Here is a 17710-nt window from a genome sequence, read left to right as displayed (position 1 = left end):
AGTGATCGATTTGAACATTGTATTTATGGGTACGCCCGAGTTCGCCGTTCCTTCGTTGGAAATGCTGCTGAACGAGGGATATAACGTCGTGGGTGTGGTGACGCAGCCCGACAAACCGCAGGGGCGGAAAAAGGTATTGACGCCCACTCCGGTGAAGGTGGCAGCCGAGCGTCACGGGCTGCCCGTATTCCAGCCGGTAAAATTGCGCGATCCGGAGTCCGTGGCCCGCTTGGCCGAATGGAAGCCGGATTTGATCGTGACGGCAGCGTTTGGGCAGATTTTGCCCAAAGCGGTATTGGACATGCCTGTTCGCGGCTGCGTGAACGTACACGGCTCCCTTTTGCCGAAATACCGCGGCGGTGCGCCGATCCAACGCTCCATTATCAATGGCGAGTCCGTAACCGGAGTTACGTTGATGTACATGGCCGAAGGTTTGGATACCGGTGACATGATTTCCCGCGTGGAAGTGCCGATTACGGATGAAGACACGTCCGGAACGATGTTTGCCAAGCTGAGCAAGGCCGGATCGGAACTGCTGCGCGAAGAAATGCCGCGTCTGATCGCAGGCGAAACGAAGGCTGTGCCGCAGGACGAGGCACAGTCGACATACGCGCGCAATCTGACGCGCGAGGACGAAAAAATCGACTGGTCGCGCACGTCGCGCGAACTGTTCAATCAGGTGCGCGGTTTGGTGCCTTTTTCGGGCGCATTTTCCCTCTGGGACGAGCAGGTGTTCAAAGTGTGGGCGGTGGCCAAACCGGGCGAGCCGGGCAAAGTTTCGGTTTCCGGCAGCGAACAAGCCGAGCCTGGAACGGTGCTGCAAGCGAATGCAAACGGCATCGAGGTCCGCACCGGCGACGGTTCGATCTGGCTGACCGAAGTCCAGCCGGCAGGCAAAAAGGCGATGAAGGCGGCTGACTTTGCCCGCGGAGGCACGCTGAAGCCGGGAACGGTGCTGCGATGAGCGGCAATACATCGGGGCGGCAGCCGGGCGGTTCGCGCGACCCGCGGCGTCCTGCTCCGGCTGGCCGGGGAGCCCAGGCCGATCGGCGGTCGGGGAAAGCCAAGGTTACCGCGCGTTCTCTTGCCGTCAGTGTGCTTAGCGCAGTGGAGCAGGAGGGAGCGTACAGCAACCTTGAGCTTAACCGCCGGCTGAACGAAGCCGGGCTTGGCGCGGCCGATGCGGGACTTGCGACCGAGTTGGTCTACGGAACGATTGCGCGGCGGAATACGCTTGATTATTTCTTGGAAAAATTCGTTGCCAAAGGACTGGCCAAGCTGCAGCCTTGGGTGCGCAGCCTGCTTCGGATCAGCGTATATCAGATCATGTATCTGGATCGCATTCCGGAGCATGCCGTTGTGAGCGAAGCGGTCAATTTGGCGAAAAAAATGGGGCACCAAGGCATCTCGGGCATGGTAAACGGCGTGCTGCGCAGCATGCTGCGCCAGCGCGACGAACTGCGCATTCCCGACCATTTGCCGGCCGCCGAACGGATCGCGCTGCAGCATTCCCACCCGCAATGGATGGTCGAACGCTGGATCAGCCAGTATGGCGAGGAAACGGCAGAAGCGATCTGCAAGGCCAACAATGAACCTCCGGCCGTCAGCGTGCGCGTGAATACAACGATGACGACGCGGGACAAGCTGATGCAGGAAATGGAAAGCGCGGGAGTCGAAGTGGAAGCTTCCAAGCTTAGCCCGGATGGCATCCTGGTTCGCAGCGGCGGAAATATGGCGCTAACGTCCTGGTATCGGGACGGCCTGTTGTCCGTGCAGGACGAAAGTTCCATGCTGGTGGCCGAAGCCGTCTCGCCGGAAGAAGGCCATGTCGTGCTGGACTGCTGCGCGGCACCGGGCGGCAAAACCGCTCATATGGCCGAAAAGATGAAAGATCGCGGCCGGATCGTAGCCAATGATCTGCATGCGCATAAACGCCGTTTGATCATGGAACAGGCGGAACGTTTGGGACTGGGATGCATCGATGCGATCACCGGCAATGCACTTGACTTGGACGAAAGGTATCCGGCCGGGTCCTTTGACCGAATTTTGCTGGATGCACCTTGCTCTGGCCTGGGCGTGATCCGTCGCAAGCCGGATGTCAAATGGACCAAATCTCCCGCCGATATCGCCGATATCGCGGCCTTGCAGAGCGAGCTGCTTGACCGGATTGCCCCGCTGCTTAAACCGGGCGGCATTCTGGTTTACAGCACGTGCACCATTGAGCCGGACGAGAACGAGCGCATGGTAGCAAACTTCCTGAACCGGCATCCCGAGTACCGTGCCGAGAACGCCGATTGGTCCGGAGCCGAGGCGACGAAGTGGAATACCCTTCGCGGCGGTGTTCAGATATTGCCGCAAGATGCGCACAGCGACGGCTTTTTCATCGCCAGGTTGAGACGTATCGCGGACTGAACCTCCGATCGTGCCAGCAATGATGTCCGCCTTAGGAGACTATGGCGGATTTTTTGCGTCAACACCGTCCATATGTCGCGGTTCAACGGCTTTTGCTCTATTTTTCTAACCAACGGACTTGCCCTGAACCTCCCTTAATGATAGGATGCGATAGTACAAGTCGGATGTGATCATGCATGAATCGCGGGTTGCCAGGGTATACATGGATGTATGGCGGTCTTTGTGATAGAATAGAAAGAATGAAAAGATAAAGAAGGAATAGGTGTTGACAACAAAATGAAACCTTTTATATACGATTACACCCTTGAAGAACTGCAGCAATGGGCTGTGGACAACGGGGAGCCAGCCTTCCGCGGCGGTCAGATTTTCGACTGGATCTACGTGAAGCGGGTGAACGACTTCAGCGAAATGACGAATCTGTCCAAGGCGCTGCGCGCCAAACTGGCCGATCAATTCGAGTTCGTTACGCTGAACGAAATTACCAAATTCGAGTCCAAGGACGGCACGGTAAAATTCCTCTTCGGCCTTCATGACAACCATGCCATCGAGACGGTGATCATGAAACATAACTACGGCAACAGCATCTGCGTCACAACGCAGGTGGGCTGCCGAATCGGTTGCACGTTCTGCGCATCCACGCTGGGGGGATTGAAACGGAACCTGACTGCAGGCGAAATCGTCGCTCAGGTTGTGCAGGCCCAGAAAATTTTGGACGAACGCGGTGAACGGGTCAGCAGCATCGTCATCATGGGTTCGGGCGAGCCGTTCGAAAACTATGATGCAACGATGACGTTCCTGCGCATTATGATCCACGAAAAAGGGCTGAATATCGGTCAGCGGCATATCACCGTATCCACGAGCGGCATCGTGCCGAATATTTATCGTTTTGCGGACGAGGATACCCAGATCAACCTGGCGATCTCCATCCATGCGCCGAACGATGCGCTCCGTTCCAAACTGATGCCGGTAAACCGTCGTTTTCCATTTGATGACGTGATGGAATCGCTTCGTTATTACCTGGCCAAAACCGGCCGCAGAATCACGTTTGAATATGCGCTGATCGGCGGCATGAACGATCAACCGGAGCATGCAATGGAACTGGCGAGCGTGCTGAAAACGATGCTGTGCCACGTCAATTTGATTCCGGTCAACCATGTGCCTGAGCGTAAATACGTGAGAACGTCCCGCAAGGACATTTTCAATTTTCAACGCATTCTTTCGGAGCAGGGCATTAACGTAACCATTCGCCGCGAACAGGGACATGATATTGCTGCCGCTTGCGGTCAGCTTCGTGCAAAGCATATGGAGTTGGGGTGAGAGCGTTTTGATCAAAACAGTTCATGCAAGCCATATCGGACGCGTGCGTTCCGTCAATGAAGACTCTGCCTGGATTCGCGACCTGGAAACGGGCTATATATTGGGCATTGTTGCCGATGGCATGGGCGGGCATCTTGCTGGCGACACGGCAAGCCGCCTTGCGGTGGAAACACTGGTGGGCGACCTGAGATCGCTGGAACCGGGGCTGTCCCATGCGTCCTTGTCCGCTGCGCTTAGCGATGCGATCCTCCATGCCAATGAGGTTATTTACAGTACGGCCTCCGCTAATGACAAATACCATAATATGGGCACAACGGTCGTTGCTGCCTTGTTGAACGATGCCGAAGGCGTCATTGGACATATCGGCGACAGCCGGGCTTACAAAATTTCCGGCCAACAAATGATCCAGCTGACCGAGGACCATACCCTCGTCAACGAGCTGTTCAAAAACGGTCAGATCAGCAAAGAGGACGTTACGCATCATCCCAGACGCAACGTGTTGACCCGGGCCCTCGGCACGGATGCCGAAGTGAAGGTCGACATGGATAACGTCAAGCTGGAAGAAGGGGAGGTCTTGCTGCTGTGCAGCGACGGACTCAGCAACTTGGTCAGCAATGAGCAGATCATTCGGGTTGCGGGCAATCTGGAGCTGCCGCTGGAAGAGCGTGCCGATCGTTTGCTGCAGCTGGCCCTTCTTGCCGGGGGAGACGACAATATCACCGTGGCCTTGTTTGAAATGCAGAAGGATTCCGCAGCAACGGAAACGGGGTGCGAATCATGATCGGGCACCAGCTAGGCGGACGCTATGAAATCATCGAACGTGTCGGCGGCGGCGGCATGGCTCTCGTATATAAAGCTCAGGATCTTCTGCTGAATCGGTTCGTGGCGATCAAGGTGCTTCGCCAGCAGTTTGTTCATGACGAAGAATTCATCCGCCGTTTCCGCAGGGAGGCGCAATCGGCGGCATCGCTTTCGCACCCGAACGTGGTCAGCATTTACGATGTCGGCCAAGAGGATGACGTCCACTACATCGTCATGGAGTATGTGGAAGGCAAAAACCTGAACGAAATCATCAAAGAACGGGCGCCCCTGCAGGTCGACGAGGCGGTGCGCATCGCTTCCCAGATTGCGGACGCTTTGGACCATGCGCATCATAACCAAATCATTCATCGAGACATTAAGCCGCACAACATTTTGATCGGCAGAAACGGCCGGGTAAAGGTCACCGATTTCGGCATCGCACGGGCTGTGACGTCCACAACGATCACACAGACCGGTTCGGTGGTCGGTTCGGTCCATTATTTTTCGCCGGAGCATGCCAAAGGCATCGTTACCGGAGAGAAGTCGGACTTGTATTCGCTTGGCATCGTGCTGTATCAAATGCTGACTGGCCAGCTTCCGTTCCTGGGCGAAAGTCCGATCAGCGTTGCCCTGAAGCATCTTCAGGAAGAGTTTGATGAACCGCGCAAATTCAATCCGTTGATCCCGCAAAGCGTGGAAAACATCATTCTGAAATCGATGCGCAAAAATCCGCATGAGCGTTATCAGTCCGCCAGGGAAATGCAAGAGGACCTGGAAACCTGTCTTCTTCCCGAGCGGCGGAACGAAACCAAAATCGATTTTGCCGATGAGGACGATGCGGACCAGACCCGCGTTATGCCTGCCATTAAGCCTGAACCGAGAGGCGTGACCACGACGGGCGCAATGCCTACGATGGAACCAAAGGAAGAGGCCGGACAACATAAAAGCAAGTCCAAAGGCTGGAAAAAGCCGACATTGCTCATCTCGCTTACTGTTCTTATTCTGGCCGCAATGGTCGGTGTTGTCATTTATGTCAAAGGCATGCTGGTGGTTCCGGAAGTGACCGTTCCGAATGTCGTTAACCAGACGGAGGAAGCTGCGCGCCAAACGCTGCAGGATAAAGGGTTAGTCGTAAGCGATGAAGTGATCCGGATGTATCAAGAAGGCGTTGACCCGGGGATGGTTTATGCCCAGAGCCGTAATGAGGGGGAAATCGTCAAGGAAGGCACCGAGATTCAGCTGAGCGTCGGGGCGGAGAAGGAATCCGTCAAAATGATCGACGTGAAGAACATTCCGTACGACGAGGCCGTCAAAAGATTGACCAGCGAGCTGGGCATCAAGGAAAGCCAGATCAAGCGGGATAACGCATATTCAACCGAGGTGTCGTCAGGCAACGTCATTTCGCAGACGCCTGGCGTAAACGAGGATTTCGACCTCGAGGCCGGTGAAATTGTTCTAACCGTAAGCCAAGGTGTAGAAACGGTCAAAATGCCGGATCTGAAAAACAAAACCCGCAGCGAAGCGGAGGAGATGTTGAAAAACGCCGGACTAACGCTCGCCCAGGTGAAGGAAGAGCCGAGTTATACGGTTGACTCCGGCAAGGTAACCCAGCAGTGGCCTGTGGAAGCTGGCGGGGAAGTAAGTCCCGGCGACAAAATTACGATCTATGTCAGCACGGGATACCCGCCTGAAGCCTTAAGATACAATTTCAACATTATGGTCGCACCAAAAGAAGAAGGCAAAACCAGCAAAATCCGGATTACGTTTGAGGATGCCCGCGGCAAGAGCCAAGAGTGGGGAACGCAATCCATTAACTCCACCCAGACGCTCAGCGTACCGCTAGTGCTGGCTCCGAATGAAAATGGGGCTGTCTCCGTTTACCGCGACGGCAAGTTCCTGGATACGTATCTCGTATCTTACGGGGAAGCCAAAAACGGAACGGTAAACGTGCCTTCGATCGAACCGGAGACCGTTACACCGCCGCCTGAAAAGCAGGAACCTGAAACGGGTGGCGAAAGTGGAGGCGGAGGCGGTGCCGAAGACGGAAGCGGAGGCATAGACGACGGCAGCGGAGCGGCGAATGAAGGAACCGAAGAGCCGTCCACGCCGGTAGATGGTGAAGAAGAAGGAGACGTAGAAGGAGAAGCCTCCGACACGTCGGCGATCAATAGCCATGGTAACAAGGAGAAAGGCAAGAAAAAGGAAGTTATTAACGCATCAGGCCGTCCGTAAGGACGGCTTATGCTGGCGTTTGGGGTCTATGCCATATCGCGCAGAACGAAAAGGAGGGCGACGGAGCTAATGCCGGAGGGTATCATTGTCAAAGCGCTAAGCGGTTATTACTATGTCATGCCACTGGAAGACGGAGGGGTGCCTTCGGTTGAAGGCTCCGCCGTTCAATGCAGAGCCAGGGGCGTGTTCAAGAAAAAGGGAATCTCCCCGCTCGTGGGCGATCGCGTGGATTACGTGCTGACCGAAAACGGCGAAGGAACCGTGGATCGGATCCATGCCCGTGAGACGGAGCTGATTCGTCCGCCTGTAGCCAACGTCAATTTGGCGGTACTGCTGTTTTCCGTCAAGGAGCCGGATATGAATCTGAACTTGCTGGACAAGTTTCTCGTTCATATCGAACAAGCGGGGCTGGATGCCCTGATTGTGCTGACCAAGCAGGATTTGGCCGATCCCGAGGCCGATGGCCGGGACACGGTTGCCGATGTGAAGGCCATGTATGGACAGATCGGTTATGAGGTCATTTCGACCAGTTCCCGAACAGGAGAGGGCAGCGAACTGCTCAAAGAGCGGCTGGCAGGTCGAATCAGCGTGTTTTCGGGTCAGTCGGGCGTGGGCAAATCATCCATGCTGAATGCGCTGGTCCCGGGCCTTTCGTTGGAAACGAGTGAAATCAGCATGCGGCTTGGCCGGGGAAGGCATACGACGAGGCATGTGGAATTGATTCCGCTCCATAATGGCGGTTTTGTCGCCGATACGCCGGGGTTCAGCCAGCTGGATTTTCTCGAAATCGGGGTGGAGGAATTGTCCACCTGCTTCCGGGAATTCGCCCAGTATGCGGACGAATGTAAATTCCGCGGCTGTACCCATACCCATGAACCGGGCTGCCGGGTCATTGCAGCCAAAGAGGACGGGTTGATTGCAGAGAGCCGATATCGGCACTATGAACAGTTTTTAAACGAAATGAAAGAAAAGAAGCGGAGGTACTAACATGATTAAAATAGCTCCATCCATATTGTCAGCCGATTTTGCCAGTCTTGGCGCAGAAGTTGCCGCAGCCGAAGCAGCGGGAGGGGATTGGATTCATGTCGACGTCATGGACGGTCACTTCGTTCCCAACATTACGCTGGGACCAGCGATTGTCAAGGCGATTGCTCCGCATACCAGCCTGCCGCTGGACGTGCATCTGATGATTGAAAATCCCGAGCGTTACGTCGAGGAGTTTGCGAAAGCGGGAGCTGCAGTCATTACCGTGCATGCCGAAGCTTGCGTACATCTACACCGGGTCATTCACTTGATCAAGGAATTCGGCATCAAAGCCGGCGTGGCCCTTAATCCGGGGACACCAGCCACGGCTATCCAGGAAGTGCTTGACGATGTGGATTTGGTTCTCGTAATGACCGTGAATCCCGGTTTTGGCGGACAAGCCTTTATTTCGGGCACCCTGAACAAAATCAAACAGATTCGTACCTGGCTGAATGAACGAGGCCGTCAAGACGTACATATCGAAGTGGACGGCGGCATTGCGGCCGATACGGCACCGCTTGTTGTGAAGGCAGGAGCGGACGTGCTGGTTGCCGGCAGCGCGGTATTCGGCCGTGAGGATCGCGCGGCTGCGATTGCGGATATCCGCCGTAGTTACGAGGGGTAAGGCATGAACCTCAGGGAAACGCTATGGACGATGGGGGCAAGCCTTGCAACCGGTTTGGTACTCGCGCTTTTTGCGGTCGTGCAATCCCCGTTCAATGCCATCATGTCCTTGGTCGGGGTCGGCGTGGTCATCATGTATTTTCGCAAATTCGACCGGACCGGGCTGCGGGTTACCTTCGTCATTTTCAGCATTCTGTATTATTTGTTAAGTGTATTCATGATCGCCGTTTATCAATATGTTCCTCCCCAAGCATGACCGGTCCGTTATTCGGGCTTGTCACGGTGGAATAGGGACAACGCTTTTCGCATAAGTATGGTTACGTGAGCAGGTTTCTCATGTAGCCTTTTTTGTCGTAGAGGTTAATGGGCGGCAAGCAAGGCATGAAGCATAGGATAGGGCGGATGCATGAGCATGATAGGGAGGGTGAAGCATGAAATTTTACACATTCAAACTGCCGAAGTTTCTGGGAGGGTTTGTCAAGGCGATTCTTAATACGTTTCAGAAAAATTGAAGCATGTTTCAGACGAATACCGCCGCGGGCAGCAGTGAAAGGATTCGGGCTTGGACAGAGTCCCGGCAGCGCTGTGCGGCGGCTGTTTTCATGTTTTGGAACGATTTCGGCATACGAAAAAAGCACCTGCATGAGAACAAGGTGCTTTTTGCTATCCGATGTAAGGGTGCTATGCGTGAAATTATACGCGAGTCACTTTACCGGCTTTCAGTGCGCGGGTGCTTACGTATACACGTTTCGGTTTACCGTTCACGAGAATGCGTACTTTTTGAACGTTTACGCCCCAAGAACGACGGTTACGGTTGTTAGCGTGGGATACGTGGTTACCGGTGCCCGGTTTCTTACCTGTCACATAACATTTGCGAGACATAGATTACACCTCCTATCCATAATAACCAGTTGTCCAAGGGGAAGACTCGTGTCATTCCGAATGGACTAATTGTTCTTCCTGATCGAAAAGACCAGGCTCCAGTAGCTAATGGCGTTGTTCAAGCCGGCATGGCCGGATCATTTCCATTACTAAACCTGCATAAAACAATACTCGAATATAATATCATATTGAAAAAAGCTTCGTCAACTGATCCAAAAACTTTATTTATTTCTCATGTCTAATATAGTACAATGTTGAATAGTCCATAATATAGCGGTGAGGAGTCATTGCCGCGTAAAGCAGAGCAATATCGGCCTGGGGCCGACGTTCTTCCTGTTTGGCAATGCTGTGCACCGTGAACCCATCACTGGCACCAGTCTCCATGCGGCATTCATGCCGGCTCTCGATACCGGTGCATATCCGTATGCCCCGAGATGGGGGATGCGAGTTCACGGGCTTTCGGTGGCCTGGCCGCCCAGACCGTGATTCGGGACGACATCATGAAATTGTATGCCTGTGCCGGACAAGGTATGGACGAAGAATGGCGTGACGAGCGTCACGCATGAACAGACCAGAACACTTCTTGGTGCAAGATGTTCGTGTATCAAGCTAGGAAGGGGAATTCTCACTTGAGTATACGTTCTTTAAATGGAACAGATTTTACCGCAATGGTCCTTGCCGGAGCGGAACAACTTGGACAGCATGCAGAGCACGTCAATTCCCTGAATGTGTTCCCTGTGCCTGATGGCGACACGGGAACGAACATGAATTTGACAATGACCGCCGGCGTTGCCGAAATCAAACGCAAAAGTTCGGCTTCCATCGGCGAAGCAGCCGGGATTCTTTCGAAAGGGCTGCTGATGGGTGCAAGGGGCAATTCGGGCGTTATTCTGTCGCAGCTGTTTCGCGGCTTCAGCCGTGCAGCGGCTTCCCAGGATGAACTGAACACGCTTCAGTTTGCCGCAGCTCTCCAAAGCGGCGTGGATACGGCATACAAAGCCGTGGTCAAACCCGTCGAAGGAACCATTCTTACCGTAGCCAAAGAGGCAGCCAAGCATGCCACGTACTACGCTAGACGGACGAATGACGTAACGGAATTGATGAACGAAGTCTTATTAAAAGCAAAAGAGGCGTTGGCCAAAACTCCCGAATTGCTGCCTGTGCTTAAACAGGTCGGCGTCGTGGATTCTGGTGGCCAGGGGCTTGTATATATTTATGAGGGATTTATGGAAGCGCTGCGGCAAACCGATGGCAGCGGCTTTGTTTCCAAACCCGAGGCACCACAGACTGCCCCGGCGGCTCCGGTCAAATCCGTGCCAGCCGTTGAACCGGTTCACATGCCGGCGGCACAGCAGGTCATCGCTCCGGAAATGCCGTTGTCGGCTCAGGCTCGCCTGGATACGGAAGATATCGAATTCCTGTACGATATGGAATTTTTCATTAATCGCCAGCTGGGAGATCACGCCGGAACCACTTTCGATGACGAGGCATTCCGGAAAGCGTTGTCAGTCAATGGGGATTCCATTATCGTAATTGCCGATGACGAAGTCATTAAGGTCCATGTGCATTCCAAAACGCCAGGGGATGTGCTTAACCTAGCGCTTCGCTATGGCGAAATTACGCAAATTCACATCCTCAACATGCGGGAACAGCATCGTGAGCTGCTGACGGCAGGCATGGATATCGCTCCTTCGCCCGAGTTGTTTGCGGAGATCCCGCCGGAAGAGGTACGCAGCCCGGAAACGGCTGAACCTCCGGCAGTCGAAATGGCCCCATACGGATTTATTGCTGTCTCCTCCGGAGAGGGCATTGCCGATATCTTTCAAAGTCTTGGCGTGGACATCGTGCTGTCTGGCGGACAGACGATGAATCCGAGCACGGAGGACTTCGTCAATGCAGTGCGTTCCATCGCGGCTGAACAGGTATTCATTTTGCCAAACAACTCGAACATCGTGCTTGCGGCTGAGCAGGCCCGTGAATTGTTGGAAGGCGAACGCCGCATTACGGTCATTCCGAGCAAAACGATTCCGCAGGGAATGGCAGCAGCCTTTGCGTTCCAGGAGGACGAATCTCCGGAGACGAACCGCGAGCAGATGCTTGAAGCGATCGGCCGTGTTCAATCAGGACAGGTAACTCATGCTGTCCGGGATACCCAATATGATGAGCTGGACATCAAGGCAGGGCACTATATCGCGATCCACAATTCCAAAATCGTGGCTGCGGACGAAAGCCTGCTTCAGGCTTGCGAAGGTCTGATGCAGCAGATGATGGATCACGGGGATGAAGTGGTTACCATCCTGGAAGGGGAGGAAGCCAATCCGGAAACTACCGCCGATCTGGTCGCGTGGATGGAAGAACGATACCCTGATGCAGAGATTGAGGTTCATCCCGGCGGACAGCCCGTGTACTATTATCTGTTCTCGGTAGAGGCATAACACTCGGCCCTACTGCGACGAGGAGGGAATCACATGAGCCACAAGGTAGCCATCGTCACCGACAGCACCGCCGACATCCCGGAGGAACTGGTTCGCAAATACGGAATTCATGTCGTTTCATTGCGCGTGCTTTTTGGGGAAGAGACTTATGCGGACGGGGTGGATCTGACCCCGAAGCAGTTTTACACCAAGCTGGGGCAAGCCGCAGCCCTGCCTACGACGTCCCAGCCTTCTCCGACGGAATTCATGAATGTCTACCAGTCATTGCTGGATGAAGATCCGGAAAGGCCCATCGTCTCCATCCATTTGTCATCCGGTATGAGCGGTACGTATCAGTCGGCTTTGCTCGGCAAATCGCTGCTCGAACATGAGTCGGACATGATTACGGTGCTGGATTCCAAGTCCGCGTCGTACGGATACGGTTTGCTTGTCGTGCAGGCGGCTGAGCTGGCAGAGCAGGGCAAGTCTGCCGCGGATATCAAGACCGTCGTTCAAGCGCTGCAGCGGGACCGCAAGCTGTTTTTCCTGGTGGACTCGCTGGAGTATTTGCAAAAAGGTGGGCGGATCGGCAAGGCTGCGGCCATATTCGGCGCATTGCTGAATATTAAACCGATCCTTTCCATTGATGACGAAGGCATCATTTATGCCGTCGAGAAAGTCAGAGGCCATAAAAAAGCGATGGCACGCATCATTGAGCTGTTTCAGCAGGATTTTGCGGGAGCGCGCGTGAACGTGGCAGTCGGTCATACGGCCGATCCTGACGCTGCGCTAGCCTGCGCCGAGCAATTGCGGGAACATTTTACGCTGAATGAAGTGGTCTATACCAATATCGGGGCCGTCATTGGCAGCCATGTTGGTCCGGGTGTCATTGCCATCTTTATGTGGCCTGTTCCGGAATGAGGGATGAATGATGAATTTGGATCAAATATCGGTAAAACAAATTAACGGCGTGAGTGCTCTCAAAGAGGGAGAGCTTCACGCCTTTGGCATCTCTACTGTCAAAGACCTGCTTGAATATTATCCGTTTCGATACGAGGATTATCGCCTTCGCTCGCTCAGTGAAGTGAAAGACGGTGATAAAATAACGGTACAAGGCAAAGTGATGGGTGTGCCGGTACTGCAGCGGTATGGCAAAAAGTCTCGTCTTACCTGTAAAGTGATGACAGAGGAATGGATGATAACGGCAACATGGTTTAATCGTCATTTCCTGAAAGACCAGCTGACGCCGAACCGCGAAATCGTTTTGACGGGAAAATGGGAACAGAAACGAATGCAGCTGACCGTGGCGGACTCGGAATTTCCGGACAAGGGAACGGGCCGTTCCGGCACGCTGCAGCCGGTGTATTCGGTGACCGGCAAAATTACGCAATCTTGGATGCGCAAAACGATTCATCAAGGGCTCGTTCAATTCGGCGACATGATTCCCGAAATTTTGCCACCTTCGTTGATGAGCAAATACGGATTCATGCCGCGCAAACAAGCGATAGCCGGCATCCATCATCCACAGGATAACAGGGATGGACTACAAGCCAGGCAGCGCATGGTTTATGAGGAGCTGTTCCTGTTCCAGCTCAAGATGCAGGCCTATCGCGCTTTGAACCGCGATCGTATGGATGGGGTTGTACACACGACCGACAATGCAACGATCCGGGAGTTCGTGCGCAGTCTGCCGTTTGAATTGACGGATGCGCAAAAAAAAGTCGAGCTGGAGATTTTGCACGACATGCGTTCCCCGTATTCCATGAATCGGCTGCTTCAAGGGGATGTAGGATCAGGCAAAACCATTATTGCGGCCATCGCGCTTTATACGACGGTTCGCTCCGGCTTTCAGGGGGCGCTGATGGTGCCGACGGAAATTTTGGCGGAGCAGCATATGAAGTCTTTGCAGAAAATGTTCGAACCATTCGGCGTGACGGTCGGGCTGCTGACAGGCAGCGTAAATGGACGCAAACGCAAGGACCTGATCGCGTCCCTGCAAATGGGCTTGATCGATATCGTTGTGGGGACGCACGCATTGATCCAGGAGGACGTTTTTTTCCGCGCGCTTGGACTGGTTGTGACGGATGAGCAGCATCGTTTCGGGGTGAACCAGCGCAGCGTTCTGCGGCGTAAAGGGTATAATCCGGACGTGCTGACGATGACTGCGACGCCGATCCCGCGCACGCTGGCGATTACGGCGTTCGGAGATATCGACGTATCGACCATTTCCGAGCGCCCGAAAGGCCGTATCCCAATCTCCACGTATTGGGTCAAGCATGACAAGATGGATCGGGTGCTCGGATTTATTTCCCGCGAGGTGGATCAGGGTCGGCAGGCGTATCTCATTTGCCCGCTCATCGAGGAGTCGGACAAGCTGGACGTGCAAAACGCGATCGATTTGCATGTGCAGATGCAGCAGCATTTTCCGAACTACAAGGTGGGTTTGCTCCATGGACGAATGACGGCTTCGGAAAAAGAAGAAGTCATGCGCTCATTCTATGACAATGAAACGCACTTGCTGGTTTCCACTACGGTCATCGAGGTTGGCGTCGACGTGCCGAACGCCACGCTGATGGTCATCATGGATGCCGACCGCTTTGGCTTGTCCCAGCTGCATCAGCTGCGGGGTCGGGTAGGACGTGGCGTCCATGCTTCCTTTTGCGTGTTGATTGCCGATCCCAAATCCGAGGTAGGGCAGGAACGCATGAAGGTGATGACCGAAACCGATGACGGTTTCGAGGTGTCGCGGCGGGATCTCGATTTGCGCGGGCCGGGTGATTTTTTCGGAACCAAGCAAAGCGGCATGCCGGAGTTTCGGCTGGCGGACATGGTTGCCGATTTCGCCGTATTGGAGCAAACCCGGGACGATGTTTCCAATCTGATTGCCGATCCCGGCTTTTGGACCTCTGCCCAGTATGCCCCGCTCCGCGACTATTTACAGCAACAGCAAGTATTTCAGGGGGATCTGATCGACTAAGCATGACCGTACCAAACGTTTTACACATGTTCTTCTGAAAAGGGTCAACTGTACAAGCCCTCCCGTCATAAGTATAGACAGTGATTCAAACTTCGGGAGGTGCTATGGACGTTGGGTTATCAACAATATGGAATCAGTCCGCAGCTGGTGGAGCGGGTCAAATTGAAAATGAAAAATCCTGCCATCAAAGAGCGGGTCAAAAAGCTGATTGAAGGTGTGACCAAGACGGATCTCCAGGACCGGGCGAAGGTCCGCAGGCTGATCAAGTCGTCGGCGCTTATCATGAACGAGCATTTTTCGCCGGCGCAAGAGGAGCAGTTCGTCAATTTCGTCATTGCCCAGAAGATCGATCCGAACAATACGTTTCATTTGATTAAGCTGTGGGGCATGTTTAGGTGAGGGGATCGAATTAAAGCATGGGTTAAAAATGAGGCTAGGTTGACGTGTGGCCACTCCGACTGCAGTACCATCTTTCGATCGCTGTTATCCCCGGATTTCTTCTGATTTAAAATTTGATTATGGTAGAAATTCGTTGCTAAAGGCGAACGCTGCGCTTCTCCAGATTGGTTCTGCATTCTCCGTTACGCGTAAACGTGGACTATTTTTAAAATGGCTTATATCGAACTGGAGTATGATTAAAGGTTAGGATTTGTTGCTAAGCATGCTTCCGATGCAGCTTTCTTTTAGAAAGCTTTTAGGCGAGCGCTGCGCTTCTCCAGGTTTTTTCTGTCCTCTCCGTTGTAACAAAAGAAACTTCTTTTAAAAATGCATTTCATCGATAAGATAGGATGTAATAGGGGGCGGCCATTTTTGAGATGGCCGTCTTTGTTTTTTTGTAGGTCCTGCTTCGATGAAACATACGTGATTGGCGTTAGGTTGACGTGTGGCCACTCCGACTGCAGTACCATCTTCCGATCGCTGTTATCCCCGGATTTCTTCTGATTTAAAATTTGATTATGGTAGAAATTCGTTGCTAAAGGCGAACGCTGCTCTTCTCCAGATTGGTTCTGCATTCTCCGTTACGCGTAAACGTGGACTATTTTTAAAATGGCTTATATCGAACTGGAGTATGATTAAAGGTTAGGATTTGTTGCTAAGCCTATGCTTCCGATGCAGCTTTCTTTTAGAAAGCTTTTAGGCGAGCGCTTCGCTTCTCCAGGTTTTTTCTGTCCTCTCCGTTTGGTGTAACAAAAAACTTCTTTTAAAAATGCATTTCATCGATAAGATAGGATGTAATAGGTGGGCGGCCATTTTTGAGATGGCCGTCTTTGTTTTTTGTAGGTCCTGCTTCCATGAAACGTACGTCGATTGACGTTTGGGTTATAATATCAATGTTATGATTTTTGTTTCGGACTTGAAGGAGGTGCGCCGTTGGGCGAAATATTTACGATGCTGCTTGGGTTGTTCGAGCGGGCGGCGCTGCTGATCATCTTTTTGTTCTTTCTGTCGCGGGTGCCGCGGTTCAGGCAAATTTTGCAGAAGGACAAGCTGCGGTGGCAGGAAGTGACGGTGGTTACTCTTCTGTTTTGCGCATTTGCCATCTTTGGTACGTATACGGGCATCAATGTGGAAGGTTCGCTTGTGAATGTTCGCATTATCGCGATCATGTCTGGAGGGATATTGTTCGGCGCGCCAGTAGGGATTATTACAGGACTTGTATCTGGAGTGCATCGTTATCTGATCGACATGAATGGCGTGACAGCCATTCCATGCTTGATTACGAGCATCCTCGCTGGATGGGTGTCGGGCTATATTCATAAATACACACCCAAGTCCAAACGCTGGCTGGTCGGCATTGCGGCCGGCATGATTTGTGAAGCGCTGACGATGCTGCTTATTTTGTTATATTCCTATCCGGATCCTGTGGGGGCTGATATCGTATCGAAGATTGCGCTGCCGATGATTCTGGGTGAAATCAACATCGGATTGATCGTGCTGCTGGTGCAGAGCGTGGAAGGGGAAAAAGAAATGATCGCAGCCCGCCAGGCCAAGCTGGCACTGGAGATCGCCAACAAAACGCTGCCCTATTTCCGCTCCATCGACGAAGATTCGCTGCGCACGATCTGCCGCATCATTCGGGACGACATTCAGGCAGATGCCGTAGCCATTACGGATACGAGGAATGTGCTTGCTTATGTCGGATTTGGCGAGGAACGGTACCATATCGGCAACGAAATCATCAGCGAAATGACGAAACGCACGATTGCGAGCGGCGAGATTACGATCAGCAATGATGTCACCGACGAGAAAACGCCGGACATCCATTCGCTGCTCATCATACCGCTGAAGGAGCGCGGGGAAGTGACGGGGGCGCTCAAGCTCTATTACCGCAAAGCGTACAAAATCACATACCCGCTGCAAACGATGGCGGTAGGTTTGTCCCAGATCATCTCCACCCAGATGGAGGTATCCCGGGTCGAAGAGATGAAGGCTGCCGCGAACAAAGCGGAGCTGCGCGCGCTCCAGACGACGATCCATCCGCATTTCCTGTTCAATGCGCTCAATGCGATCGGTTCCTCGATTCGCACGAACCCGGATCGGGCGCGCGAGTTGATCGTTAATCTTTCCGGTTACATGCGATACAATTTGGAGTTATCGGATGAACTGATCGACATTCACAAGGAGCTGGAACAGGTCCGGAACTATGTGGAGATCGAAAAGGCACGTTTTGGCAGCAGGCTGCGGGTGATCTACGATATTGACGAGGTGGCCGTGCACATTCCAAGCTTGGTCATCCAGCCATTGGTCGAAAACGCGATCATTCACGGCATACTCAAAACGAAAGGTCCTGGGACGGTATGCATTCAGGTGCGGGAACAGCCGGACGCGGTGCGGATCAGCGTTAGCGATACGGGCGCAGGCATCAGCGAGGATATTATCGACAAGGTGTACCATGACCGTATGCCTGGCAATCAGATCGGGTTATACAACGTGCACCGGCGCGTGAAACTGATGTATGGACAAGGGCTGACGATCCGGCGGCTTGAGCAAGGGACGGAAATTCGTTTTGATGTACCGAAAAGATAAT

At 53.4% G+C, this 17710-nt stretch carries 15 protein-coding genes; 14 read left to right on the top strand and 1 reads right to left on the bottom strand.

All coding sequences use genetic code 11. The features are described from left to right. The first annotated feature begins 10 nt into the window (after positions 1–10). The 9 genes from fmt to spoVM all read left to right on the top strand — a co-directional run bounded on the left by fmt (position 11) and on the right by spoVM (position 8921). A complete protein-coding gene (fmt, locus tag L6H98_RS15360) occupies positions 11–964 on the top strand; it encodes a methionyl-tRNA formyltransferase (RefSeq protein WP_236416421.1) in 954 nt (317 codons plus the stop codon). Further along, a complete protein-coding gene (gene rsmB, locus L6H98_RS15355) occupies positions 961–2412 on the top strand; it encodes a 16S rRNA (cytosine(967)-C(5))-methyltransferase RsmB (protein ID WP_236416418.1) in 1452 nt (483 codons plus the stop codon). The genes fmt and rsmB overlap by 4 nt, the downstream gene beginning before the upstream one ends. Positions 2413–2688: 276 nt before the next feature. Next, the gene (gene rlmN, locus L6H98_RS15350; RefSeq protein WP_236416416.1) at positions 2689–3729 is read left to right on the top strand and encodes a 23S rRNA (adenine(2503)-C(2))-methyltransferase RlmN; all 1041 of its coding nucleotides are present in this window, start codon (positions 2689–2691) and stop codon (positions 3727–3729) included. Positions 3730–3736: 7 nt separating this feature from the next. Next, positions 3737–4510: a Stp1/IreP family PP2C-type Ser/Thr phosphatase gene (locus L6H98_RS15345; protein ID WP_236416415.1), complete on the top strand. Its 774-nt coding sequence runs from the start codon at positions 3737–3739 to the stop codon at positions 4508–4510. Next, on the top strand, positions 4507–6762 hold the full coding sequence (pknB, locus tag L6H98_RS15340; protein ID WP_236416414.1) for a Stk1 family PASTA domain-containing Ser/Thr kinase: 2256 nt from the start codon (positions 4507–4509) through the stop codon (positions 6760–6762). The genes L6H98_RS15345 and pknB overlap by 4 nt, the downstream gene beginning before the upstream one ends. Positions 6763–6831: 69 nt before the next feature. Continuing rightward, positions 6832–7749 carry a ribosome small subunit-dependent GTPase A gene (gene rsgA, locus L6H98_RS15335; RefSeq protein WP_236416413.1) on the top strand — a complete coding sequence of 306 codons (918 nt, stop codon included), beginning with the start codon at positions 6832–6834 and terminating at the stop codon, positions 7747–7749. Position 7750: 1 nt separating this feature from the next. Beyond that, on the top strand, positions 7751–8410 hold the full coding sequence (gene rpe / locus L6H98_RS15330) for a ribulose-phosphate 3-epimerase (protein WP_236416412.1): 660 nt from the start codon (positions 7751–7753) through the stop codon (positions 8408–8410). Positions 8411–8413: 3 nt separating this feature from the next. Then, positions 8414–8665 carry a hypothetical protein gene (locus tag L6H98_RS15325; protein ID WP_236416411.1) on the top strand — a complete coding sequence of 84 codons (252 nt, stop codon included), beginning with the start codon at positions 8414–8416 and terminating at the stop codon, positions 8663–8665. A 175-nt stretch (positions 8666–8840) separates the two neighbouring features. Continuing rightward, the gene (gene spoVM, locus L6H98_RS15320; RefSeq protein WP_019424875.1) at positions 8841–8921 is read left to right on the top strand and encodes a stage V sporulation protein SpoVM; all 81 of its coding nucleotides are present in this window, start codon (positions 8841–8843) and stop codon (positions 8919–8921) included. A gap of 181 nt (positions 8922–9102) precedes the next feature. On the opposite strand, the gene rpmB is transcribed toward spoVM, so the two are convergent. Next, a complete protein-coding gene (gene rpmB / locus L6H98_RS15315; protein ID WP_024631107.1) occupies positions 9103–9291 on the bottom strand; it encodes a 50S ribosomal protein L28 in 189 nt (62 codons plus the stop codon). A gap of 629 nt (positions 9292–9920) precedes the next feature. On the opposite strand from rpmB, the gene L6H98_RS15310 reads away from it, so the two are divergent. The 5 genes from L6H98_RS15310 (at position 9921) to L6H98_RS15290 (ending at position 17709) form a co-directional block, all read left to right on the top strand. Further along, positions 9921–11726 (top strand): DAK2 domain-containing protein, encoded by a 1806-nt coding sequence (locus tag L6H98_RS15310; protein ID WP_236416410.1) that lies wholly within the window; start codon positions 9921–9923, stop codon positions 11724–11726. Positions 11727–11759: 33 nt separating this feature from the next. Beyond that, positions 11760–12626 (top strand): DegV family protein, encoded by an 867-nt coding sequence (locus L6H98_RS15305; protein ID WP_236416409.1) that lies wholly within the window; start codon positions 11760–11762, stop codon positions 12624–12626. A 7-nt stretch (positions 12627–12633) separates the two neighbouring features. After that, positions 12634–14682: an ATP-dependent DNA helicase RecG gene (gene recG / locus L6H98_RS15300; protein WP_236416407.1), complete on the top strand. Its 2049-nt coding sequence runs from the start codon at positions 12634–12636 to the stop codon at positions 14680–14682. Between the two features lie 111 nt (positions 14683–14793). After that, a complete protein-coding gene (locus tag L6H98_RS15295; RefSeq protein ID WP_236416404.1) occupies positions 14794–15081 on the top strand; it encodes a stage VI sporulation protein F in 288 nt (95 codons plus the stop codon). A 990-nt stretch (positions 15082–16071) separates the two neighbouring features. Continuing rightward, positions 16072–17709, top strand: a complete 1638-nt coding sequence (locus L6H98_RS15290) for a sensor histidine kinase (protein WP_290371455.1) — start codon at positions 16072–16074, stop codon at positions 17707–17709. Position 17710 lies beyond the last annotated feature (1 nt).

Origin of the sequence: Paenibacillus sp. JJ-223 (assembly GCF_927798175.1) — a bacterium.
Classification (GTDB): Bacteria; Bacillota; Bacilli; order Paenibacillales; family Paenibacillaceae; genus Paenibacillus; species Paenibacillus hubeiensis.
This window is presented reverse-complemented; position numbering and strand designations above follow the sequence as displayed.

Bases quoted from the DNA above. Each gene is read 5' to 3' on its own strand.
- rsmB (WP_236416418.1), top strand. From the start codon at position 961: ATGAGCGGCAATACATCGGGGCGGCAGCCGGGCGGTTCGCGCGACCCG.
- rlmN (WP_236416416.1), top strand. From the start codon at position 2,689: ATGAAACCTTTTATATACGATTACACCCTTGAAGAACTGCAGCAATGG.
- pknB (WP_236416414.1), top strand. From the start codon at position 4,507: ATGATCGGGCACCAGCTAGGCGGACGCTATGAAATCATCGAACGTGTC.
- rsgA (WP_236416413.1), top strand. From the start codon at position 6,832: ATGCCGGAGGGTATCATTGTCAAAGCGCTAAGCGGTTATTACTATGTC.
- rpe (WP_236416412.1), top strand. From the start codon at position 7,751: ATGATTAAAATAGCTCCATCCATATTGTCAGCCGATTTTGCCAGTCTT.
- L6H98_RS15325 (WP_236416411.1), top strand. From the start codon at position 8,414: ATGAACCTCAGGGAAACGCTATGGACGATGGGGGCAAGCCTTGCAACC.
- spoVM (WP_019424875.1), top strand. From the start codon at position 8,841: ATGAAATTTTACACATTCAAACTGCCGAAGTTTCTGGGAGGGTTTGTC.
- rpmB (WP_024631107.1), bottom strand. From the start codon at position 9,291: ATGTCTCGCAAATGTTATGTGACAGGTAAGAAACCGGGCACCGGTAAC.
- L6H98_RS15305 (WP_236416409.1), top strand. From the start codon at position 11,760: ATGAGCCACAAGGTAGCCATCGTCACCGACAGCACCGCCGACATCCCG.
- recG (WP_236416407.1), top strand. From the start codon at position 12,634: ATGATGAATTTGGATCAAATATCGGTAAAACAAATTAACGGCGTGAGT.
- L6H98_RS15290 (WP_290371455.1), top strand. From the start codon at position 16,072: ATGCTGCTTGGGTTGTTCGAGCGGGCGGCGCTGCTGATCATCTTTTTG.